The 24,309-nt window shown below is 55.7% G+C and carries 16 protein-coding genes and 1 pseudogene; 7 read left to right on the forward strand and 10 right to left on the reverse strand.

Annotated elements, in window-relative coordinates; all coding sequences use genetic code 11:
• Window positions 1–809 precede the first annotated feature (809 nt).
• Genes GHO32_RS11615 through GHO32_RS11625 form a run of 3 tightly spaced genes read right to left on the reverse strand, consistent with a single transcriptional unit; the run spans window position 810 to window position 5,696 of the window.
• Entirely contained in the window at window positions 810–2,924 is a 2,115-nt protein-coding gene (locus GHO32_RS11615; protein ID WP_153442835.1) for a hypothetical protein, read from the reverse strand.
• Window positions 2,911–4,431 carry a site-specific recombinase gene (locus GHO32_RS11620; protein ID WP_048377216.1) on the reverse strand — a complete coding sequence of 507 codons (1,521 nt, stop codon included), beginning with the start codon at window positions 4,429–4,431 and terminating at the stop codon, window positions 2,911–2,913. Before GHO32_RS11620 ends, GHO32_RS11615 begins: the two co-directional genes overlap by 14 nt.
• Window positions 4,432–4,442: 11 nt before the next feature.
• Entirely contained in the window at window positions 4,443–5,696 is a 1,254-nt protein-coding gene (locus tag GHO32_RS11625) for a site-specific integrase (RefSeq protein ID WP_048377217.1), read from the reverse strand.
• 346 nt (window positions 5,697–6,042) lie between these two features.
• Between GHO32_RS11625 and GHO32_RS11630 the strand changes: the two are divergent.
• Window positions 6,043–6,391, forward strand: a pseudogene (locus GHO32_RS11630) (GNAT family N-acetyltransferase).
• 296 nt (window positions 6,392–6,687) lie between these two features.
• Here GHO32_RS11630 and GHO32_RS11635 read toward each other — a convergent pair.
• Window positions 6,688–6,900 carry a hypothetical protein gene (locus GHO32_RS11635; RefSeq protein WP_153332412.1) on the reverse strand — a complete coding sequence of 71 codons (213 nt, stop codon included), beginning with the start codon at window positions 6,898–6,900 and terminating at the stop codon, window positions 6,688–6,690.
• 313 nt (window positions 6,901–7,213) lie between these two features.
• Between GHO32_RS11635 and GHO32_RS11640 the strand changes: the two genes are divergently transcribed.
• Complete coding sequence (locus GHO32_RS11640) at window positions 7,214–9,634, forward strand: glucose/quinate/shikimate family membrane-bound PQQ-dependent dehydrogenase (RefSeq protein ID WP_123749145.1); 2,421 nt, start codon at window positions 7,214–7,216, stop codon at window positions 9,632–9,634.
• Between the two features lie 196 nt (window positions 9,635–9,830).
• On the opposite strand, the gene GHO32_RS11645 is transcribed toward GHO32_RS11640, so the two are convergent.
• Together GHO32_RS11645 and GHO32_RS11650 are read right to left on the reverse strand one after the other, a co-directional pair.
• Window positions 9,831–11,384: a TerC family protein gene (locus tag GHO32_RS11645; RefSeq protein WP_153332410.1), complete on the reverse strand. Its 1,554-nt coding sequence runs from the start codon at window positions 11,382–11,384 to the stop codon at window positions 9,831–9,833.
• Window positions 11,385–11,646: 262 nt separating this feature from the next.
• Entirely contained in the window at window positions 11,647–12,531 is an 885-nt protein-coding gene (locus GHO32_RS11650) for a LysR substrate-binding domain-containing protein (protein ID WP_153332408.1), read from the reverse strand.
• A gap of 148 nt (window positions 12,532–12,679) precedes the next feature.
• Here GHO32_RS11650 and GHO32_RS11655 point away from each other — a divergent pair, with 148 nt between their 5' ends.
• Together GHO32_RS11655 and GHO32_RS11660 are read left to right on the forward strand one after the other, a co-directional pair.
• Complete coding sequence (locus GHO32_RS11655; protein ID WP_153332406.1) at window positions 12,680–13,981, forward strand: FAD-binding oxidoreductase; 1,302 nt, start codon at window positions 12,680–12,682, stop codon at window positions 13,979–13,981.
• Between the two features lie 49 nt (window positions 13,982–14,030).
• Window positions 14,031–15,116 (forward strand): polyamine ABC transporter substrate-binding protein, encoded by a 1,086-nt coding sequence (locus GHO32_RS11660; protein ID WP_153332404.1) that lies wholly within the window; start codon window positions 14,031–14,033, stop codon window positions 15,114–15,116.
• On the opposite strand, the gene GHO32_RS11665 is transcribed toward GHO32_RS11660, so the two are convergent.
• Both GHO32_RS11665 and xerC read right to left on the reverse strand, forming a co-directional pair.
• Window positions 15,113–15,313 (reverse strand): PLDc N-terminal domain-containing protein, encoded by a 201-nt coding sequence (locus tag GHO32_RS11665; RefSeq protein ID WP_153332401.1) that lies wholly within the window; start codon window positions 15,311–15,313, stop codon window positions 15,113–15,115. The two genes, GHO32_RS11660 and GHO32_RS11665, sit on opposite strands and share 4 nt — an antisense overlap.
• 88 nt (window positions 15,314–15,401) lie before the next feature.
• Window positions 15,402–16,247: a tyrosine recombinase XerC gene (xerC, locus tag GHO32_RS11670; RefSeq protein WP_153335393.1), complete on the reverse strand. Its 846-nt coding sequence runs from the start codon at window positions 16,245–16,247 to the stop codon at window positions 15,402–15,404.
• Window positions 16,248–16,870: 623 nt separating this feature from the next.
• Between xerC and GHO32_RS11675 the strand changes: the two genes are divergently transcribed.
• The 3 genes from GHO32_RS11675 (at window position 16,871) to GHO32_RS11685 (ending at window position 21,776) form a co-directional block, all read left to right on the forward strand.
• The gene (locus tag GHO32_RS11675; RefSeq protein WP_153335368.1) at window positions 16,871–17,110 is read left to right on the forward strand and encodes a hypothetical protein; all 240 of its coding nucleotides are present in this window, start codon (window positions 16,871–16,873) and stop codon (window positions 17,108–17,110) included.
• A gap of 228 nt (window positions 17,111–17,338) precedes the next feature.
• A complete protein-coding gene (mgtA, locus tag GHO32_RS11680) occupies window positions 17,339–20,053 on the forward strand; it encodes a magnesium-translocating P-type ATPase (RefSeq protein ID WP_153335369.1) in 2,715 nt (904 codons plus the stop codon).
• 94 nt (window positions 20,054–20,147) lie between these two features.
• A complete protein-coding gene (locus tag GHO32_RS11685) occupies window positions 20,148–21,776 on the forward strand; it encodes a Na/Pi cotransporter family protein (protein WP_153335370.1) in 1,629 nt (542 codons plus the stop codon).
• 53 nt (window positions 21,777–21,829) lie between these two features.
• Here the strand turns inward: GHO32_RS11685 and GHO32_RS11690 are convergent, their stop codons facing one another.
• Window positions 21,830–22,474, reverse strand: coding sequence for a response regulator transcription factor (locus GHO32_RS11690; protein ID WP_153335371.1), 645 nt, complete (start codon window positions 22,472–22,474; stop codon window positions 21,830–21,832).
• Between the two features lie 3 nt (window positions 22,475–22,477).
• Window positions 22,478–24,289, reverse strand: a complete 1,812-nt coding sequence (locus GHO32_RS11695; protein WP_153335372.1) for a PAS domain S-box protein — start codon at window positions 24,287–24,289, stop codon at window positions 22,478–22,480.
• Window positions 24,290–24,309 lie beyond the last annotated feature (20 nt).

A 24,309-nucleotide genomic window follows, 5' to 3' on the forward strand; every position in this document is an offset into this window, starting at 1 on the left:
AATCGCCCTGCGTTTTGTAGATACCTCGTTGCCCTAAAACTGAGACCGAGTACGAAGAGCCCTGAGCAATCCGCGTCTGGCTGAAAACACAACAGCGATAAAAGGGTGAATACGTGGGAACGTCTTACGAGAGTTCAGTGCAACACAGCGGAAAGGCAAAAGCCCGGTCGTTACCGGGCTTTGCAGATCCCTCAAGGGGAGATAAAGCTCAAGTGCCTCAAGGGCTACCAGCCAGACTCTACGAGCGGTAGGCGCACATGTCAACGTTTTGCGTCTGGGACGAAGTAGTCAGGATACGTGTACCATAATGTGTAGTCGTCAGAGCTGACGCAGTCCTGTCTAGCACTGTGGGCGGGATACCATGCCGTAATCTGTAGTCGATACGAAGACTACTAATCTGATTTATTGGGTGTTTCTCAACGGTGCCATTACTGACTCTACGTCCAAACCGTTCATCAGGCAGTTGTGTGCTATTACTGACAGAGCCTCGAAAAGCTTGTCTCGCTGTCTTGCCAACGCAGCGTTCTCCGCTTGAAGACTTGCAATACGCTCTTCGAGACTTCTGCGCCGGCGGGCACCATCCGGATCCCTCCCGCTTTCCCTCATTTGAACAATACGGGCGGCCTCAATTCTGTCTCCACGGTCACCTCCTAGCGTAGCTCGGCTTGTCAGGCCCAGTCGGCGCTGTACCTCCGGTCGGGAAATGGGAGCGAGCTCCACTCCTGAGCTAATCATCTGGGCGAGGAGAGTGTCTATTGCTTCGTCAAGAGTGCTGCCCCTCAATGTCTGTCGTCGCGCCATAGTTGCCCCTAGTCATCTGATACCGAACTGTGTCGTTTGTCCGAGTCCGCAACCGTGATTGGACGCCCATTTGGAAACACGCGTTGCACACCTCCACTGGTATCGCGTGCTAGGACGGATTTTAGATTATTGAGTTTGTCCTCTTGGTCCGCCAGCCATACATCGCTGCCTGCCTCTCCGGTGCCTGCGTCGCGCATGATGGATATTGCCTTCGTCAGATTCTTGGCTTGTTTTTCAAGGTTGACCCGCTCCGATGGAGTGCCCATCAGATGTAGATGCGAGCAGCCATTCCAGCATTGAAGATGCTTAGGGCAGGGGGCCTGGGAGAAATCGTGGATACAACCTCCGAAAGGGGTCACATGCAGCGCCGTGGCGTGTACGGTGAGGAATGCTTCTGCAGTTGTTGTACCTTTATCTGATAGCAAAGCATGGTAACTATCGGTCAAAGCGCCATGAATTCGCTTATCTCTTATGGCTGTATGTAGAAAGTCGAGGCGCTCGTGATAGCTATTGAACGCCAGAAACTCATGATGGGCAGCGGTGTTTTCTTCAATGCTCGTGTGTTGGTAATAAACATTCTGGTCGAGGCGTTTTCGCCCCAGAGCCAATGCTTGCTGAACATCGCTCATACCGGTCAAGTGGTAAATTGTGTTCCGCCAGTGTCTAGGTTGGTGGCTTGTTAGCCTAATCGGAGTGCCATCGGATTCGGTTAATGAACGACGCGAAAAAATGGACGTATATTTTTCATCGTCACCTAATGCGTGATTGATATCCCCGAGGGTGACCCGACGCGGGACCGCACGAAACACATTCGCCTCACGTCCACCGAAACGAAATTGGCCGTCGAAAGCGATCGCAAGCGTTTCGCTGGTTCTAAGTACGATACGAACTTGTCCCCCGACATTTTCTGTCAATGCCGCGTGCCCACGGATCCTCGGGACGATCAGTCGCTCAATCTCCCCGGCGACGTAACGTCGCTTTAACGACCTTCCTTGCTTTTCATCCGGTTCATCGTCAAATGGATGGACACCGTTGCGTGTGAGGAAAAGGTATAGATTTCTGCTTGCGCTTCTTGCTTCGCTAAAACCTAGCCAGTCCAAGACCTTTGCATCGGAGATCACTGACTGAGGGGGGTAGCTCCAAATACGTCCTGGGTGGAGTTCTTGCCAGGCGGCAATTTCTCGTTGTTCATTGGTTAGCGTTTTTAATCGCTCTACTGCGCGCCTGGCTAGAGGAATGTCGCTTTCAGCCAGCCAATGAACACGGGATTGAAATTGCTTTTCCGCGAAGTACCTAATTCCGCATTCGACGAGAGGCTTGCCATGGGCATCGACAACTACTTCTCCTGTCGTCCCTTTGATCGGCCTTTCGACCCAACAATCATAAGGTATTACTGCTACTTCGTTACCTCGTTGCCCAGTCGCTATCAATAAGTCGATCACTCGCAGCAAAATTTCTTCGCCGTCACTGAGTGGGTTGTTCGAACATATGGCATATGCCTCCATCGCCTCACGAGAAGGTAATCTCTCATCAGATTTACGCTGTTTTACCGCACGATCAGGATCGTGCAATGAGATGAACTCGTGGCGGCTTTTTTCTGGTTTTGCATCATGTGTAAAGTGGATGGCGGTGTCGGTTAATTGTAGTTTATCGATCGTATCCGCAATTACCTGAAGATGAGATATCGCGTCGTAAAGGTTCTTGTAGCCACTCCCTCTGAGAAATTCTACGACACGGTCAAAATCGCCCCGCGTCAACTGTGTAGGGTCGGATACACGTCGTTCAAACAACGGATTGTAAAGCCGGCGTACCGCAATATTGTAGGCGGCGACCATCGAAAACTTCAGGCTTCGGGTGCGTTGTAGATATACGATTAATGCCTTGCAAAAATCCTGGAAATCCAAGGGAAGGGCAGCTTTAGGAGGAACAGAATAGCCATTCTTTTCAAGTGATTGTCGTTGAGTTTCAAAGGTTATAGTCTGCTGCTTTAAGCGCTGCGGTAACCAATGCTGGACCGACCATAGCGCTGACTCCCAAGGGGTTGGAATCGATAAAGACTGAAAAATCACTTTTTCCTGTTTAATGAAGCCTTCGAGGCTCTGCCTTGCCCTAGACAGCGTCATCTGCGGCACCCTCCGTGTGCTGCCGGCAGCGTTCGATCGTAGTGCTTACTGCCAGGATGGTTGTCTGATGCTGGGCGAGGGGCCGATTGTGACTGAGATCACCGGCTTGTTCTGCCATATCAATGAACCGTTGGGCCTCCCGCTGGAGCGCATCCTTTACCTGCTCATGGCGGCCGTCAGCAAAGGGTTGGAACTTCTTGCAGGTGTAGCACGCGTATATAGGGTTGTAGGGACAGTGGGTATGGACGGGCAGGGCGCAGGCACCAATATCGCCTATGTACTGCGTATCAATGACGCCGCGGACGGCTGCTTCAGGAGCCGTATCGCGGCGTTTGACGATTTTCCCAGTTAATAAGCTGCGCATGATGCGCTGATAGGCCGGGCTCTTACCCAGAGCTTTCTCTTTGATCCGGGCAATGTTTGGGGTGGCCGTTACGTAAGCACGCGCCGCAACCGTGCTGTTGTGTCCGAGCAGTTCGGCAATCATGTCTGCCGGAGTACCCTGATCCGCCAGTCCTTGACCGAGGTGATGACGCAACAATATGGATACCTGATTCGGCCTATCTATACCAGCTTCACCCAGCTCGTGTTTGAGACCTGAACCGATTTCGCTAACCGAGAGACGCCTTCCACAAGGGTTGACAAATAATGGTTCACAGCCGCTACCAAAACGGTGTTGAATTTCTAAAATGTGGCGTGAGATTTTCACCCCCAGGCGCGAGGTTATTTTACGGGGGCGCCGCTCAGGTTTGCGTTGGCCAACTTTTTTGGCCATGGGTAGCCATAGGGTGTAGTACTTCTCGTGATCAGCGCTTTCAATAAACTCAAAATCAGCAATGTCTAGCGAATGAAATTGAATCGATCGAGGTGCGAGTTCGAAACCTAAGTGAAGTACGATATTAAACTGGACATCCTCCCAAGAGTCAGTCAAAGATTGTCGTTCAATGCGTTTAAGCAATAGAATTTCCTCATCGAGCTCCAAGCCTGACTGAGAGAGAAAAATTCGAGAGTAGGGAGATGAGCGTTCGGTTTTGAAGTCCTTGATCTTTAGATAAATATCGTTACTAAATCCGGCAATTCCTCTATCCATTACCCAGCGATAAAGCGTGCGAAAGACGACTACGTACTCTCTTGAGCTGTTCCAACTGTTGAATGCACTAATAATTTCCTCGGCTGCCCAAGGGAATTTCAAGGAAATATCACTTTCCGAAACCCGATGGAGCATTCTAGCGGCCCTATATGCAGTTGAAGGGGAGTATTTCTCTAACATATGGGCCATAAATGCCTTTGCTATTTCGACAAACTCCGAGCTCAACTTTAGACCAGACCAATCAATATTCATTGCCGTTCCGCCGTCGTACCACGTCCAGACGTTCAATCGAGTATCGACATACTTTGGCTGGTCATTAGTGCGAGTCCGAATCGTAACGTAAGCGGGCCCCCTGAACACGTAAGCTGGCAAAGAGGAGGGCGGTGACGCGTGTTCTTGAGCGGCTGATTTGGTCACGGCGAATCTCCTTAACTGTCAAGTCGGCTCCAGGCTGCCGAGGTGCGCTGGGCATTGTGGAGGTTGGCCGACTCGGCTAGATAACGACCTGCGTAACGACGTGGCATAGTCGAGGTCTCAGACCAACCGCAGACTCGCCGTAGTTCGTCCGTGGCTCGCTCGAGGTCATGCCCACGCTTTTCGACCAGGTAAGCCAAAAAGTGGTCTGCAAAGGTGTGGCGAAAGTCATGCGCAGAAAGTGTAGGCAACAATCCTGGATGAGCCAGCTCAATGGTCAGAAACAGCCGATCAAGAACGTTAGACAACGCGCGGATCGACAGCGGGCGGCCACGATCCGAGATGAACAAATAGCGATACAGCAATTTCATCGGTTTACCATCACGCAGAGGGCGCCGGTCGCTCTGGATATAGCGCTCGTAGACCTCATACAACTGTGCGGAGATGCCTACGGTCCGCCCATGTGTTTTGAGCGCAGGCTCTTCAACGCGCGGGTCGCGGGGATCATGTTCGCGATCATTGATGCTGACATAGGCGTGCTGAGAACCTTTATTGATATCCGTGGTGCAGAGCTTCAGAAGCTCTCCGCGACGGATGCCGGTCTCCAAGAGCAATTCAATCATCAGCCAGTTACGCAGTTGCAAACGTTCCGGGAACGGATTCTCCGCAGCGCCAGGGCGAATCAGTGTGCGAACGATCTGTAGTTGCGTATCTGTCAGGCTGCGGTAACGAGTGCGGTCGGGACGAGCATTGATGATATGGCTCTCAAAGCGCCGCTCAATGACGTCAGCAACATCGGCAAATACCACGTTGATGTCTGCCTGTGTGGCTGAATTCTGACGGGCGCGCGGGATGTAACGGGTGACGCACCAAGACAGGTATTTCTTCAGCAGGCGCAGGTACTGGTCACGTGTTCGTGAACTGATCTGCTGAAAAAGTACAGTGCCAGGTTTGCCGATTCGGGCGATCAGATTATCGGCATGACGGCCACTTTGGAGCCAAATAGCGTAACCGTCCAGCAAAGCCAGAATCGCCTCAAAGTGGCAGGCCAAAATGGCCTCATCGATATCCATATCTCGGCTTTTGGCATAGGCGTAGAAAGCCTGGATGGCGCGCAGGTGCGCCGCAGCCGTGTTGTAAGCGCGGTGCCTGAGTTTGAGTTGGACGTAGATGAACGGAATGAGTATGGGCAACGGCGTCGCATCACCAGCTTGTACAAGCAGCGGTAGTCGTTGACCTGAAGAGAAACGGCACTGAATCAGTTTCATCGACAGCCACCTCATTCAAGGAATCGTCATGAACACTATGGACATGGCCCGTTGAGAGAGTAGACGTCAAATACGAATTCGTCGAATCAGTGACTTACGTGTCTTATGAACATCTCTGACATAGCACCTGATTTAACATAATATACATTATGCGAATATTGACATTGCGCCAACAGACCCAGCGCAGGCCAAATTTCAAGCCAGGAAATGGCGATCCTCTCGACCCCCTGAAATCTTCCGATCAATCCATCTCTACCAATCCACACCCACCACATGCGAACCTCTCAACACTCGCCTTGCATGCATAATCACCACCGTTTCATGTCCCAATCCCTTGGAACTAAAAATGATCAGAAAATTTGAACCACGCGACATGGATCGACTGCTGGATATCTGGCTGAGTGCATCCATCAAGGCGCATGATTTTATCGACGCGTCTTTTTGGCAAGCCAATATTGAGTCGATTGGATAGCCAATTGGCTGCTTTGTTTGTTGATCCCGCGCATAGATGTAAAGGCTTTGGTAAACAGTTACTCGATCATGCCAAGTGTCTTCGCAAGGAGTTGAGCCTTTCTGTTTACAAGGAAAACACGCCCAGTGTCGGCTTCTACACGTCGCAAGGTTTTAAGCGGGTCAAAGAGCAAATTGACGAGCAAACAGGCCAGGCCGAATACCTGATGTGCTACCCAGGCTGATCTTTGTGCTAGATTTGGCCCCTTGCTACAAGCCCTCGTACATGGAGAAAGCATTGTGTTTGCAGTAGGAATCTCGATGTTAGCCGTGGGATTAGGCACTGGAAACGCTGGTTTCTGGATACCGGGCTGTGTCTTTATGGCTATAGGGTTTTCTCAAAAATCCAGCAAGAAATGAATAACAGTGCCCTGACCAGTCACACACATATGTTTAGCCGCCGCCTCCTCTAAGCACTCTTTGGGTATAACTCAACTAAACAGTCATTTAGTAGAGTTAAATAACCCCAACTTCTAACCTTTTACTTCGCTTTATAAACCACCCGCCTTTGTTCGCGTTCTGCGGCAAATTGTTCGCTGATTTTTGCTTCCAGGTCTTTACGCTCAACGTGTATGCCACAGTTTGGGCACACAGTTCCCAAACCAATGTCGTGCCCGCACTCGCGATGGGTAAAACGTACGGCAATCTCATCTTCCTCGCCCTTGGACCAGGTTTCTCCCCACGAACGCGGCATCGTGCCTGTTCGTGGGCCCCACAAATAGCAAACAAATCCGCCATTCTCCTTTTGTACCGCCCTCCTTCTCCCCTCGATTATTACGCGTTCCACAACAGTGTTTCTCGCTGATGACGACTGACAATTTGTCGCAGGCGCGATTTTTTTGATATTGTGTCGGTAATTAACCATTTAGTTCATAAGCCGTATGCATCTGTCTGTTCCAGACGATGCGGCATCCGCCTGAGCTTCCTTCGCGGAAATCAGCGCTAGTGTTATGGGCTGGTTACCCTGAATTCCTTATCACTTTCATGCATCTATAGGGTCATGCGCCATGAATAAGTCTCAACCTGCGGCCACTGTCAGCCGTTGGCCAATCTGGATCGCCGCCTTGGGCGTGCTGGTCTTCGCCTTGCTGTTTATAGCGGGCGGCGGTTATCTCGCCACGCTCGGCGGCAGCCTGTACTTCGTCCTCGCCGGTATCGGGATGCTCGTTGCTTCGGTGCTGATGTTTAAACGCCGTGTGGTCGGTGCCTGGCTGTTTGCAGCGGTGATGGTGGCATCGGTTATCTGGTCGGTCGTAGATGCCGGTCTGGTGTTCTGGCCATTGGTTTCACGACTGTTTGCCCTGGCCGTATTGAGCCTGGTAGTGGCGTTGGCTTACCCGACGCTGCGCAAGGCCAATGGTCTGCAGGGTAACGGTGGTTATGCGCTGAGCGCTGCCCTCGCAGTGGCCATTGTTGTGGGTTTCTGGGGAATGTTTCAGCCCCACGCGTCGGTTGCACCTACAGGTAACGGCCCCGGCCTGACCAAGGTTGATCCAGCCAAAGCGCAGAAAAACTGGGAACACTACGGTAATGACGAAGGTGGCAGCCGCTTTGCTGCACTGGATCAGATCAACCGCAGCAACGTGTCCAAGCTGGTGCCGGCCTGGACTTATCACACCGGCGACATCGCGTTCAGCGATGGCAACGGCGCAGAAGACCAAATGACCCCGCTGCAAGTGGGCGACAAGGTGTTTATCTGCACCCCGCACAACAACATCATCGCGCTGGATGCGGACACCGGCAAAGAGCTGTGGAAGAACGAAATCAACGCCAAATCGGCTGTCTGGCAGCGTTGCCGTGGCCTGGCTTACTTTGATGCGACCGCTGCCATCGCTGCCCCTACCGATGGCAGCACCCCGGCCGCTACCGTCAATGTGGCGCCGGGTGCTGCTTGCCAGCGTCGTCTGTTGACCAACACCATCGACGCCCGCCTGATTGCTGTTGATGCCGATACCGGCAAATTCTGCGAAGACTTCGGTACTCACGGCCAGGTTGACCTGAAAGCCGGTTTGGGCGATGTGCCCGACTCTTATTACCAGCTCTCGTCTGCGCCGTTGATGGCCGGTACGACCGTGGTGGTGGGCGGTCGTGTTGCCGACAACGTGCAGACCGACATGCCCGGCGGCGTGATTCGTGGTTTCGATGTGGTCACCGGCGCCATGCGCTGGGCTTTTGACCCGGGCAACCCGCAAGACAAACAAGCTCCGGCTGACGGCAAAACCTATGTTCGCAGCACACCGAACAGCTGGGCGCCGATGTCTTATGACCCGCTGATGAACACTGTTTTCTTGCCGATGGGCAGCTCGTCCACCGACATTTATGGTGTTGAGCGTACGTCGCTGGATCACACCTACGGCGCCTCGATACTGGCACTGAACGCCACCACCGGTGATGAAAAGTGGGTGTATCAAACCGTCCACAATGACTTGTGGGACTTTGACCTGCCGATGCAGCCAAGCCTTATCGACTTCACCAAGGCCGATGGTTCTCAAGTGCCTGCCGTAGTGATCGGCACCAAGGCCGGGCAGATCTATGTGCTGGATCGCCACACCGGTCAGCCGCTGACTGAAGTGAAAGAAGTGCCGGTCAAGGCCTCGAACATCCCGAACGAACCCTACTCTCCAACCCAGCCAAAATCGGTGGGCATGCCGCAGATCGGCGCGCAAACGCTGACTGAGTCGGACATGTGGGGCGCCACGCCGTTTGACCAGATGCTGTGCCGTATCGCCTTCAAGAAAATGCGCTACGACGGCCTTTACACCGCGCCGGGTACTGACGTTTCGCTGAGCTTTCCAGGATCGCTAGGTGGTATGAACTGGGGCAGCCTGTCGACTGACCCGGTGCACGGTTTCATCTTCGTCAATGACATGCGTCTGGGCTTGTGGAGCCAGATGGTGCCGCAGAAAAAAGACGCCAAGGCCTCTTCCGGTGGCGAAGCGCTGAACACGGGTATGGGCGCTGTACCGCTTAAAGGTACGCCGTATGCTGTAAACAAAAACCGCTTCCTGTCCGTGGCCGGCATTCCGTGCCAGGCGCCGCCTTTCGGCACGCTGACCGCTATCGACATGAAAACCCGGAAAATTGCCTGGCAAGTACCCGTGGGCACCGTTGAAGACACGGGCCCAATGGGCATCAAAATGAAGTTGCCACTACCAATTGGCATGCCAACCCTGGGTGGCACCCTCTCCACTCAAGGCGGCCTGGTATTTATTGCAGGCACCCAGGACTACTACCTGCGCGCCTTCAACTCGGCCAACGGTGAAGAAGCCTGGAAGGCCCGCTTGCCCGTCGGCAGCCAAGGTGGCCCGATGACCTTTGTTTCGCCGAAAACCGGCAAGCAATACGTGGTGATCACCGCCGGTGGTGCACGCCAGTCACCTGATCGTGGTGACTACGTGATTGCTTATGCATTGCCTGACAACCAGTAAGTTGCTGTAAATAAAAAACCCGCCTCAACAGGCGGGTTTTTATTGTCCGGCTCCCAAGGGTTTCCCTCGTAGCAGTTGCCGAGCTCCGCGAGGCTACGTTCGATTGCGAAGCAATCGTACATCCATAACTCCGGATATAACTGAAGGCTTACGACGGCTGCGCCACCGGACGCAGACTCGTAAAACTCGGCAGCTGCTACACCCCTTCCTTCGTCAACAACACTCGCGTCACGCGGCGTTCTTCGACTTCAACCACGGTCAGGCTCCAGCCTTCCCACGTCAGTTTGTCGCCAACCACCGGCAACCGATCGAGCAAACTCATGACCATGCCGGCGAGTGTTTGATAATCATCCGTCGGCTTGGCGGTAAAGCCGGTATGCCGACTGATCTGGCTCAGGTTCAAGGCGCCACTGACCAAATACCCGTCCCCTTGCGCCACGATATTCGGGCCTGCAATTTCGCTGGCGTCCGGCAGTTCACCGGCAATCGACTCAAGAATGTCGGTCATGGTCAGGATGCCGATAAAGTCGCCAAACTCGTTGATCACAAACGCAATGTGAGTCGACTCTTTGCGCATCTGCTCCAGGGCATTGAGGATAGTAAAGCTGTCCAGCAGGTTGATTGCCTTGCGCGCCATCGCCTCAAGGTCGGGTTTGTGACCGGCCAGCAGTTCCTTTAACAGCTCTTTTTTGTGTACAAAACCCAGTGGTTCATCGATGCGCCCTTCCCTGATCAAAGGCAATCGCGAGTACGAAGAATGCATCAGCGTGGTGCGTATCTGTTCCTCAGAGTCTGTCAGATCAATATGATCAATCTCGGCACGCGGGGTCATCACCTTGCGAATCGGGCGTTCTGCCAATTGCAGCACACCGCTGATCATGATCCGTTCACGTCGGTGGAAGACCTCTTCAGACTCCCCGCCTTCGAGCATGTCGGCAATTTCCTCACCCACTTCATCCTCGTTCAGCTTGCGACCGCCCAGCAGGCGCATTACCGCATGGGCCGTGCGCTCACGCATCGGCCGCAGGCCTTGCAAGCTGCGTTTGCGGCGCGAGCGGGCGATCTGGTTAAACAGCTCGATCAAGATCGAGAAACCGATGGCCGCATACAGATAGCCTTTAGGGATGTGAAAGCCCAAGCCTTCCGCCGTCAGGCTGAAACCGATCATCATCAAAAAGCCCAGGCAGAGCATGATCACGGTCGGATGGCTGTTGACGAATTTGGTCAACGGCTTGCTGGCAATAATCATCAGGCCGATGGAGATTACAACGGCAATCATCATGACCGACAAGTGCTCAACCATGCCCACTGCCGTAATCACGGCGTCGAGGGAGAACACCGCGTCCAGCACGACGATTTGCGCAACGATCGGCCAGAACATGGCGTACACCGCATTCGACTTGCGCTCGGCAACGTGGCCTTCCAATCGTTCATGCAACTCCATAGTCGCTTTGAACAACAGAAACAGGCCACCAAACAGCATGATCAAGTCTCGACCAGAGAAGGACTTTTCAAACACTTCAAACAACGGCTCGGTCAGCGTGACCATCCACGAGATGCTGGCCAGCAGGCCCAAACGCATCAACAGGGCCAGCGTCAGGCCGATAACCCGTGCACGGTCGCGCTGCTCAGGTGGCAGCTTGTCCGCAAGAATGGCAATAAACACCAGGTTATCGATGCCGAGTACCAACTCCAGCACGATCAAAGTCAACAGGCCAAGCCAGGCCGTGGGATCTGCAATCCATTCCATATCGGTTATTCAGCCTCTCGAAACATCGGGGTCAACGAATGACGCGCACAAGCATGCGAAGCAACGGGCGTATTGCCCGTGCCCAATAAATTTGGGAAACGTGTGGGAGATTCAAGGGTGGCGACTAAGCGCAAAACGGATGCGGGGTGCAAGAAAAAACTGGGAGGCTCCAGGAGGGTGTTCATATAGGCCTTGATGAAATTCGGGAGGCAATCCTACAGCGACTCCCGGTTTTACCCATGCGTATAGTTATTACAAAATCTTACTTCTGGTTGGCCTCTGCCTGTTGCGCGAACCACTGCAAGACCTTTGTACACGCGGGGTGTGCACTGGCCGAGGGCTGCAAACACAACGAATAATTCCCACCAGTTTTCAGTGGCTGGCCAAACGGAATCACCAACAGCCCGCGCTGAATGGACTCTTCGGCCAACGTCATGTCCGTCACGGCTACGCCCAACCCTCGTGCTGCGGCATCGAGTGCCAGTTCGTCCAGGTTGAACGGAATATGCCGGTAAGCCTCCAGGGGTTGCCCCTGATTGGCAGCCAACCAGGCAATCCAGGCCTGTTTATCTGCCGAGCGGTGCAGCAGCGCGAAGCGCACCAGGTCATTCATGGACTCCAGTACGCCCAGCCCAGGCGCACAGACCGGTACCAGCGCTTCATCAAACAGGGGCAGACAGGCTGGGTCACTGGAGGGCTCGGGCAAATAAAGGATGTAGGCATCGCTGTCGCTGGCAGGCTCGACAATCTCGGTGGCTACGGTCTCAATTGACAGCGAAATATCGGGATAACGCAGGTAAAAGTCGCTGAGTTTTGGTAGCAGCCAACGCACGGCCAACGACACATGCATGCGAATCCTGAATGGGCGCGTTTGTGGCGAGAGCCGGTCTTCAAGGCCGCGCAACTGCTCGAGAATAGTGCGCGCTGTGGCCAGCACCTGCTCGCCCTCTGCCGTTAAACGCACGTTGCGACTGTTTCTCACAAACAACGCAACTGCGAAATGCTCTTCCAATTGCTGGATCTTTCGACTCACAGCGCTTTGGGTCAAACAGAGCTTTTGCGCCGACTGGGTAAAGCTGCCTGAATCAGCAACTTCTATCAGGGCCTGCATGGCCTGGAGTGAAGGAACGTGGCGAATCGTATCCATGCGTTTTCTGCATTGATCAATGAATTAATAGCGTTGGTTATATCACCTTGATCGTCATAAATTCCAGCGACACGCAGCGCCGACCGATTTCAAGTATGAAATTTAAGAATCAATTAAGTGGCGCAGTCAACGCTATACGAGGTGTTGTTTGATGAATCAATGTGGCTGGATTGCCCTCACCGAACCGTCGCCCGGCCATGCTCCCCTCAAGGGCGCGCAAAAGGCCGACTGGCTGATTATCGGGGCAGGCATTACCGGGCTTAGCGCGGCGCACTCACTGGCCGAACTGCACCCGCAGGCGCGAATCGTTATTGTCGATCGCCAGCGCGCCGCGCAAGGTGCCTCGGCACGCAACTCAGGGTTTGCCGTGGCCCATGAGAACCCTGCCAATAACGAGCTGCTTGGGCACGACGGCTTTGCCGGCTACCAGGCTGACACCTTGATTGGTCTCGCTGCCAGCCAAGAGGTCCGCTCGCGTATTGCCCGACACCAGATCGACTGCGAATACCGCGACTCAGGGTACTACTTCGCGGTCAACGACCCGGGCAAGCTGTGCAAGGTCGAAGCCAGGCTGCAAACCCTCAACGCCGTGGGCGCCTCAGCGCAGTTTCTACAAGGCCCGCAACTGGCCAAAACGTTGGGCACTAAGCACTATCAAGCGGCGATCTGGTGCGGTAATGGCAATGCCTTGCTGCAACCGGCCAAGTACGTAAAAGGCTTGCTGGATGCGCTGCCTGAGTCGGTCACCCTGTACGAAAACACTGAAATCAGCGGCCTTGAACGCCTCAGTGACGGTCAGATCCGCGCCAACGGCCCTAGTGGCAATGTGACCGCCCGGCAAGTACTGGTGTGTCTGAATGCCTTTATCCCCCGTGCCGGGATTGAGACCAGCAGCACCTTTGCCATGGAACTCAGCGCGAGCCTGACACGCCCGCTCACCGATCAAGAATTTGCCGCTATTGGCAGCGCAGCCCCTTGGGGTGTGCTCTCCACCAGGCCGCTGGGTGCGACGGTACGGCTGACCCCGGACCGCCGGGTGATGATTCGCAACACGGCGGAATATCGGACTAAAGATTTGACCGACAGCAACCTCTTGCTGCGGCGCAAGCACCATGCGCTGGGCTTACAACGGCGCTTTTCGGGGTTATCCGAGCAGGACATCCAGTACTCCTGGACCGGCCACCTCAGTGCTTCACGCAGTGGCCAACCTTACTTCGCCAAGGTTCAGGAAGGCATTTACGCAGTCGCCGGTTGCAACGGCTCTGGTGTTGCGCGGGGCACGTTGTGGGGCCGCTTGCTCGCAGAACTGGCCAGCGGTGCCAGCTCTGAGCTGTTGCACTCGGTCATGCACCGGGCCCAGCCGGGCTGGCTCCCTCCCCGACCGTTTTTCGACCTTGGCGCTAAGGTGCGCATGCGCCTGGAGGCCGTGCGGGCCCGAACAGAAATCTAAGACGTCACGACCCATAAAAGAACAAAAAACTACGATTCGGTGAACGAACATGCACATCCATGCTGTGTCCCTTGCGCTCCTCTGTTCAGTTTCTGCGGCCAGTTACGCAGACGAAAGTGTCAATATTTCCAACTGGAACGGCTACATCGCCGACGACACCTTGTCCACCTTCACTCAACAAACCGGGATCAAGCCCGCATACGACCTGCACGACAGCAACGAAGTCCTGGAATCCAAGTTAATGACCGGGAACACCGGCTATGACGTGGTCAGCCCTTCAAACCACTTTATGTCACGGCTGATAAAGGCCGGAGCCATTCAAAAACTGGGTCGCAGCCAGTTGCCCAACTGGAAAAACCTGGACCCGGTGTTGATGAAAAAGCTCGAGGTCAATGACCCGGGCAATCTTTACGGTTTTCCGTACATGTGGGGGACCGCGGGTATTGGTTACAACGTCGACAAGATCAAAGCCATTTTTGGCACCACCGACGTTACTCACTCCTGGAGCCTGTTTTTTGATGAGAACAACATCAAAAAGCTTAGCCAGTGCGGGGTCGCGATCATCGATAACCCCACACAGATCCTGCCAATCACCCTTAACTACCTTGGTTTGCCACACCACAGCCACGAACCGGCCGATTACAAACAAGCCGAGCAGGCCCTGCTAAAAATCCGGCCGTATGTTCAGTACTTTCATGCCTCCAAGTACATCAGCGACTTGGCCAACGGCAACATTTGTGCGGTCATCGGTTTTAACGGCGACGTGGTACAGGCGGCGGCAAGCGCCAAGGAAGCGGGGAACGGCGTCAACATTGCCTACTCAAATCCTGACGAAGGCTCCACGCTGTGGCTAGACATGGTGGTCATGCCCAAGAATGCGCCCCATGCGAGCAATGGCTACGCCTACATGAACTACTTGTTGGCCCCGCAGGTGATCGCCAACATTAGCAACCAGATCCACTACGCCAACCCAAACCTTGCGGCGGACAGCTTCCTGGCACCCGACGTGAAACAGGATCCGGCGATTTACCCGCCCAAGGAAGTCGTCGACAAACTGTTCACCGTAGAAGACATGCCCGCCTCGATAGCCCGCCTCAGCACGCGGCTGTGGACCAAGCTCAAAACCAACACTTAGGCCTTGGGGTGGGCGTGTTTTTTGGCGCCCACCAGCAACCACGCCAACATGCCGAACAGCGGCACAAAGATCACCACGGCCACCCACATGCACCGGCTGTTCACCGGTGCATTGCTTCTCAGCACCCCGCGAATGGTCCATAGCTCCAGTAGCAGCAGAATGACGGCTATCACAGCCCAAAACGTAGGAATTTCCATACATCACCTCGCTAGTTGTAAAACTTTAGGCGGGCTGTAGGCGCGAGGGTTCATTAATTTTTCAAAATGCTTCGGCGGCTGGTGCGCATTACAGCGAAAAGCGGTCAGTGGCATTGCGTCGCTCGTTGTCATCGCGCATGTCATAGCTGACGGTAGTGGCAATGTTGGCGTGGTGGGCGAGTTTCTGAGCAATCGACACGTCATATTCCTCAATCACCCGCGTAATGAACGAGCGCCGAAAGTCATGGGGCATGATATCCACGCCCACCTGTTTACCGCGCTGCTTGGCGATGTAGTAAATCGCATGTTTGGTGATGCGCTCACGGGTGATGTGGCTGCCACGGCGAATCCGGTTGAACAAAAACGTGTCGTCGCTGACGCCTTCTGGCAATTGCTCGCGGCGAAAATCGAGCCAGACCTGGAGCTTTTCGAAGGCCCAGGCCGGGGCGAACTTGATCAGCTCTTTGTTGCCTTTGCCCAAGACCTGCAAGCTGCGCTCGGCCATGTTGACCTGACGCAAGTCCATATTCACCGACTCAGATTTACGCATGCCCGAGCCATACAGAATTGCAATGATCGCGGCATCCCTCAGCCCCTGAGGGCGCGGGTCCGCAGCGCAGACATCCATCAGCTCGCGGATCAACGTGCGGCGCAGGTTGCGGCCCTTGATCAGCCGCGAACCACCGCCCGCCTTGACCGCGCGAATTTTAAGCAGTTGATCCTGAGTGATCAGGCTCTGCTGCCAGGCCTGATTCATCACGCCGCGAATCGCATTCACATACAAAGACGACGTATTGGGCGCATAACCATCGGTACGCAGGGCCGCCACCAACGCCGTGATATGCCCCGGCTGCAGTTGATGCCAGGGGAATTCCTCAATCGCGACATCATCGACGCCCAAACGATCAGCCGCGTCCTGCAGCACATAGCGCATGGTCTGGCGGCTGGACGCTGCCAACTGTTGCAGGTAAAGCGCTACAGGCGCTTGAACAAGCTGTAATGCTGCGGGGTCTTTAATCGACACAACCACTCTCGGTACGGATTGAAACACGCCGTAATATAACCCAAACCTATAGATCCGACGCGCACTTATAGCCGCAGATTGACTCATTGCAGGCGTTGCCGAAGCACGCTGGCTGCAATCTTTTAATTATTAAGATCAAAAGATCGCGAGGCGAGCTCGCTCCTACGAGGTATAGGTGATCTGATATTAATTTGTAACTGTCATATAAGTGCCTTATTGAAACTTAATGTTTAATGCGCTCTTTCAAGTTTCTGAACACTCCCTGTACCGCCCGCACTTGCTGGTGTTTAACGTTGACTTGATATACCCGTCTCAGTAGATTGCATGGGCCGACTCAGTCGGCACTTTACTCACTCACAAAAGAAGCTAATGGACACAGTATCTAGTCGCTGCCCGGCCTGCGTGAAAACGCCTGACCGGGCACCCAATCCAGACATTGACGGGACTCGCCTGCTGGGCGAGGTCAACTGCGCTAGAGCTTGACGCTCCAACGTAACGACCTCCCCGGCAGCCGTCCGGTTACGAGGTGTGTTATGACCTTTAAAGCCTTTGTTCTACCTGGCGTTCGCGCCTTTACCTCTAGCATGCGGGTTAAATTGGCCCGTGAGCCCGGCACTGCGCGCTCTGCCCGCACGCCCTTCTCATCCCCCGTTTTCGGCGCAAAAGCTGCGCACCATCAGGTGCATTGGCGCGTCAGCCCTGCCACAGGTCAACTGGAGCAGCGCTGGAGCATGGCCGACCTTCAGGAGCCTCAGAGTCGCGCCTGGCGCTGACCACTGACAGGCTTTAAACCACTGTTGAATAACTGGAGTTCCCTATGGAAGAAGCCAGTAGCCACCCGCTGCGCAACTAGTAAGTTAATTGTTGTAGCGGGATTTTAAAGCGCACTTAAACACTTATTAAAACCGATCGCGATATCTGCGACTCGGCATACTTTGGCTCGTCGTTAATACGGCAAGCCAAGGTATGTTTTGTCGAGCGTTGGCGACAGGAGTATGACCATGAGCGCGGTAAAAAACAGCAACGTTCGAGACAAGAACAACGCGGGTGAAAACAGCAAGTTGTCGATGCGCGCTGCACGGGAAGCGCAAAACGGCCTGGCCGCCACCCTGGCCAATGTCCGGGCCACCACGGATGGCCTGACCCTGCTGGATGCAGCTGATCGCCTGGAACATGAAGGCTATAACGAAGTGGCTCACGACAAGCCGCCTCACGCGGTCGTGCAGTTCATGATGGCGCTGCACAACCCTTTCATTTATGTACTGCTGACCTTGGGCGTTATCAGCTTCTTCACCGATTACTGGCTGCCTCTGCGTGATGGCGAAGAAACCGACCTGACCAAAGTCATCATCATCGCCTTGATGGTGGGCCTGAGCAGTTTTCTGCGCTTCTGGCAGGAGCATCGCTCGGCCAAATCCGCCGAGGCCCTGAAAGCCATGGTGCGCACCACGGCGACAGTACTGCGCCGTGAGCGCGTTGGCGCCTCCGCCAAAGTGCTGGAAATCCCCATGCGTGAACTGGTGGCCGGCGACATCGTGCAACTGTCCGCCGGGGACATGATCCCCGCCGACATACGCCTGATCGAATCCCGCGACCTGTTTATCAGTCAGGCAGTGCTGACCGGTGAAGCCTTGCCCGTAGAGAAATACGACACCCTGGGCAATGTGGCGCAAAAGTCTGCCTCCAACGCTGCGGCTGATCAAAGCAACCTGCTGGACCTGCCCAACATCTGCTTTATGGGCACCAACGTGGTCAGCGGTACGGCCCGAGCTGTGGTGGTCGCGACCGGCCCGCGGACTTACTTTGGCTCTCTGGCCAAGGCGATTGTCGGCTCGCGTTCGCAAACCGCATTCGATCGCGGGGTTAACAGCGTCAGTTGGTTGTTGATCCGCTTCATGCTGGTGATGGTGCCGGTGGTGTTCTTCCTTAATGGCTTCTCCAAGGGCGATTGGGGCGATGCCTTCCTGTTTGCCCTGGCGGTGGCGGTCGGTCTGACCCCAGAAATGCTGCCGATGATTGTCAGTGCCAACCTGGCCAAAGGCGCAACCGCCATGGCCAAGCGCAAAGTCGTGGTTAAACGCCTCAATGCCATCCAGAACCTCGGTTCGATGGACGTACTGTGCACCGACAAAACCGGCACCCTGACCCAAGACCACATCATTTTGGAGCACCATGTCGGCCCTGACGGCCAACGCGATGAATCGGTACTGGCGCTGGCCTGGCTCAACAGTCATCACCAAAGCGGTATCCGCAACCTGATGGATCAGGCCGTGGTGCAGTTTTCCGAGCGCGATCCAAAGTTCAAGCTGCCTTTCGCCTACAGCAAGGTCGATGAGCTGCCGTTTGACTTCGAGCGTCGTCGCCTGTCGATTGTGGTCAAGGACAACCGTGGCGATCACCTGCTGGTGTGCAAAGGCGCTGTTGAAGAAATGCTCGGCATCTCGACCCACGTGATGGAAGACGGTGTCCAGGTAGCACTTGATCCCGCGCGCCGCGCTGAACTGCTGGCACGGGCCACTGAATACAACGAGGACGGCTTCCGGGTACTGGTGGTCGCCACCCGCGACATCCCTAAGGCTAACGCGCAGAAGCAGTACACGACTAAAGATGAGCGCGACCTTGTTATTCGCGGCTTCCTGACCTTCCTCGATCCGCCAAAAGAAACCGCAGGCCCGGCCATCCGCGCTCTGCAAGACATTGGCGTGGCGGTGAAGGTACTGACCGGAGATAACGCGGTTGTCACCAGCAAAATCTGCCGTCAAGTTGGCCTCGAGCCCGGAACCCCGCTATTGGGGCCGGAAATCGAAGCCATGAATGATGCCACCCTCAAGCACGAAGTCGAGCAACGCACGGTCTTTGCCAAGCTCACACCGTTGCAGAAATCCCGGGTGCTGAAGGCGTTGCAGGCCAATGGTCACACCGTAGGCTTCCTTGGTGACGGCATCAACGATGCCCCGGCGTTGCGTGATGCCGATGTGGGGATTTCCGTGGACAGCGGCACCGACATTGCCAAGGAGTCGGCCGACATCATCCTCCTGGAAAAGAGCCTGATGGTGCTCGAAGAAGGCGTGCTCAAAGGTCGCGAAACCTTCGGCAACATCATGAAGTACCTGAACATGACCGCCAGCTCCAACTTCGGCAACGTGTTCTCGGTACTGGTGGCCAGCGCCTTTATACCGTTCCTGCCCATGCTGTCGATTCACCTGCTGCTGCAAAACCTGATGTACGACATCTCCCAACTGGCACTGCCATGGGACCGGATGGACAAGGAATACCTGCAAAAGCCGCGTAAATGGGATGCCAAAAACATTGGCCGATTCATGATCTGGATCGGGCCAACCTCGTCGATCTTCGACATCACCACCTTTGCCCTGATGTGGTATGTGTTCAAGGCCAACAATGTCGACGTGCAGACCTTGTTCCAGTCCGGCTGGTTCATCGAGGGGCTGCTCTCGCAAACCCTGGTGGTGCATATGTTGCGCACCCGCAAGATCCCGTTCTTCCAGAGCAACGCCGCATGGCCGGTGATGATGATGACCGTCATTGTCATTGCACTGGGTATCTACGTACCGTTCTCGCCGCTGGGCACCCTGGTGGGCCTGGAGCCGCTGCCATTGGCGTACTTCCCATGGCTGGTCGCGACGCTGGTCAGCTACTGCTGCGTGGCACAACTGATGAAGACTATTTACATCCGCCGTTTCAAACAGTGGTACTGACGTAAAAAGCCGGGCTGACGCGGTTTCGCGTCAGCCCGGCCGCGTGTGTGTGTAGATGGCGTAAACCTGAATATTTGTTTTGTGGAGATTCCTCATGTCAGGAACCACTCTCTTGCTCAACCTGGCCGGTGCGATTGCACTGCTGCTGTGGGGCACTCATATGATTTCTACCGCGCTGCTGCGCGGTTTCGGCACCCAACTACGCAACTGGATGGGGCGCAATCTGAATAACCGCTGGATGGCATTGCTGTCCGGCATTGGCATTACCGGCGTGCTGCAAAGCAGCACCGCCGTGAGCATGATGGCCACCTCTTTTACCGCCGCCGGCACCTTGAGCCTGGCGCCAGCATTGGCCGTGATGCTCGGGGCCAACATCGGCTCAACCCTGGTGGTACAACTACTGAGCTTCGACACGTCGCTGGCTACACCGATCATGCTGCTGGCCGGTTTTATCGTGTATCGCCTGCGCGACGACTCACGCTACGAAAGCATAGGCTGCGCGCTGATCGGGTTGGGGCTGATGCTACTGGCCTTGGGTTTGCTCAGTGCAACCCTGAGCCACATGGAGGCCACCTCGGTATTTCGCGCGGTCATGCAAAGCCTGGATGGCGACTTGATCATTGCCGTCGTGGCCGCGGTGTTACTGACCTGGCTGTGCCATTCAAGCGTGGCCGTGGTGCTGTTGATTGCTTCCCTGGCCGGTGCCGGAATGATGGCCCCGGTCACCGCCATGGCCTTGGTGCTGGGTGCCAACGTCGGCGGCGCGTTGCCCTCGGTACTCAGTGCCGGCTCAACCGTGGCACGTCGTCTGCCCGTGGGGAACTTGCTGATTCGTCTGCTGGGAACCGTGCTGTTGTTGCCGTGGCTGCCATTGCTGGCCGACCAACTGGCCCACACCAACCTCGGCCCTGCGCACTTGGTGGTGTACCTGCATACGGCGTTCAACCTGGCGTTGGCGGTGCTGTGTATTGGCCTGATTGAGCCAATGGCAAACGGCCTGAGTCGCCTGTTCCCGCAACAAGAACGCCCGGCAGACCCGGGCATGCCGCAATACCTGGACGAAGCCGGGCTGGAAGTGGCCAACATAGGCCTTTCCAATGCCGTGCGTGAAGCGTTACGACTGGCAGACATGGCGTCGCTAATGCTCAATCAAGTGCTGCAACTGTTCGAAAAGCCCGATCAAGCGGCTTTCGACAAGGTGCGCCAGCTTGACCATTCCGTGGATATGTTAAGCGCGGCGATTCGCGCCTATCTGGCGGACATAGGCCAGGAAGGCTTGAGTGACGATGACGCCGATCGTGCCCAGGAAATCCTGATGTTCGTGATCAACCTGGAGCATGCGGGCGACATCCTCAGCAACCTGGCGCAACTGGCGATTCGCCGGGCCCGCCGTGGCGAACATTTCTCAACTTTTGAGATGCAGCACATCCAGGGCCTGCACTTGGCCTTGCTGGACAGCCTAAACCTGGCGATCACCGCTTTCTTGCGCGAAGACATAGCGGCGGCAAACAGGCTGGTGAGCCACAAAGAAATCGTGCGCCAGCTCGAAGCCCGCGCCAGCCGCGAGCACTTTCGCAAACTGCAAAACGACAAAACCGCCTGGGCCGAATCAGGCGATATCTTCCAGCGTGTATTGCGCGACTACCGCCGCGTGCACCACCACATCGCCGCACTGGGCTATCCAGTACTCGAACGCAACACCCTGGACACCGCAAATCTGTAGGAGCGAGCTCGCCTCGCGATCTTTTGATCTTCTGAAAGATCGCAAGGTAAGCTTTACAGCGTTGCCCGCAGCTTAAGCGGATCCACCAGCCCCGCCGCTATCGCCATGCCCACCAGATCCGGCAAGTGCTCGGCCTGCATGCGTTTCATCACGCGGGCGCGATACAGGTCGATGGTTTTTGCACTCACCGCCAATTGCTCGGCAATTTCACGGGTGGTGTAGCCCTTGACCAGCGGCAACAACACATCGCGCTCGCGGGGTGTCAGGCTGAGCAAGCGGTCTTCTAGCTCTGTTAACTCCTGACTGGCGCTTTGCCACGCATTACCGCCGCTCAAGGCCTGTTGCACACTGTCGAGCAGCAGCTGCTGGTTGTAGGGTTTCTCGATAAAGTCATGGGCACCCGCCTTGAACGCACGAACCACAATGGGTACATCGGCATGGCCACTGACAAAAATCACCGGCAGGGTTAACCCGCGTTCCTGTAGCGCTTGCTGCACATTCAGACCACCCATGGCGGGCATGCGGATATCCAGGATCACACACGCGCTAAGGGCCGGATCCACGGCGTGCAAAAAAGCCTGACCACTGGTGAAGGGCACTGCATTCAGGCCGACCGACTCCAATAACCAGACGGTTGAATCGAGCATGCCCTGATCGTCATCGACGACGTAGACCACGTGGTGCTGCGGGGTTGTCATGGCTTAATTGCTCTCTTTTTGTTGTGGGGTGACGGTCATCAGTGGCAGGCGGCAGCACATGCGCAGCCCGTGGGGTTGCGGCTCGGCATCAAGCTCACCGCCCAAGCCCTCGATGATACTGCGGCTCATCGACAAACCCAGCCCCAGTCCTTCGGCCTTGCTGGTGTAAAACGGGGTGAACAGTTGCTCAAATTGTTCGGCTGTGACGCCTGGGCCCTGATCCTCGACGCTAATGCTTAACTCGCCAGCACGTGCGGCCTGCACATTTATACGGATACGCGAAGGCCGCCCCGGCTGCTGCTCGCAATTGGCGTCAATGGCATTGCGCAACAGGTTAAGCAACACCTGCTCCAGCAACACCCGGTCGGCATACACCAACGGCAGAAGGGCCGGCAACTCCTGCTCAATCATCACCTGTCGCTCACGGGCTTCCCACGCGCATAGATTGACTGCTTGGCGCACCACTTCACTGACGTCCAGCGCTTGTAACGTGCGCCGCCCCTTGCGTAAAAAACCGCGCAAACGCTTGATCACTTGCGAGGCATGGCCGGCATGCAGGGTAATTCGTTCCAACCCTTGAGCTATACGGGTTGCAGCCTCAGGGGTAGTGCCCAGGTTTTGCAGATAACGCTGGCTGGCATTCGCATAATTCATCACCGCGGCTAGCGGCTGATTGATTTCGTGGGCAATACCGGACGCCAGCTCCCCCAGGGTCACCAGCCGGGCGGTATGGGCCAGTTCGTCCTGATGATGACGCTGCTGGGCTTCACGCAGTTCGCGCTCGCGCATGTCACGGGCCACCAGTGAGAAAAACCGTTCACCCGAGGTGGCGCGATGGGCCAGCAGCAATAAAGACACCGGCACCGAGGGTTCGCCATTCAACGGCTGCAGACGGGCCTCACTGCTCCACAAGCCGTGTTCTTCAGCACTGCGCCAGCCCACTGACTGCAGCTGCACCAGATCGCCAGAGCTTAAAAAATCCGCCAGCGAAATAACACTTTTCCCACACGATAAACCGAGAATTCGCTTGGCCGCCGGGTTGAGATAAGACACCCCACCCGCCGGTTCAATAAACAACACCGGGTCAGGATTAACCTCGACCACTTCTGCCAGGCGCCGCTTGTTTTCTTCCGCCTGAATGCGCGCGGTGATGTCTCGCGACACGCTGACCACCTCAACCACCGCGCCGGTATAGGTTTCGCGAATTGCCCGGCTGGCGGTTTCAAACCACAGGTAATGCCCGGCTTGATGGCGAATCCGGTAGGTCATAGTGTGATACCCATCGAGCTCAAGTGCATCACGGGCCTGGCGCAACACCTGGGCCAGATCATGCGGGTGAAACAAACGCTGTGCCCGGCTGCCGCGCAATTGCTCGGGCCAGTAGCCGAGCAACGTCCAGGACGCTGGCGAGGCATCGAGAAAACACCCGTTCGGCGTATGCCGCGAGATCAGGTCGGTGGTGTTCTCGGTAATCAGCCGGTACAGGCGCCGGGCCTTGGCGGCTTCACGCCCGGCCAGCAGTTCGTCACTCGCCTCCCGGCCACGGGCCACGACACATTGGGTTTCAGGTATCGGTATCAGCGTCCACAGCCACAGGTGTTCGGCAAACTCCGCCTGCACCTGCTCAATCGCCCGTCCTTGTTGCAAACAGGCGCGTACCAGCTCATCGATATTGCCCGGCAGCCACTTGCGCACCTCGGCCAGTGGCGTGCCAGCCAGCAGTCGCGACAGTGCCGGGTTGATCGTTAGCGGTGTGCCAGCGGCGTCAAGGATCACTGAGGGTTGCGGGTCATGGGTGAGCAGCGAAACAGGCATGGGGCATCCGCGGGTTAAGT

It is taken from the genome of Pseudomonas sp. FSL R10-2189 (assembly GCF_009600325.1).
GTDB lineage: Bacteria > Pseudomonadota > Gammaproteobacteria > Pseudomonadales > Pseudomonadaceae > Aquipseudomonas > Aquipseudomonas helleri.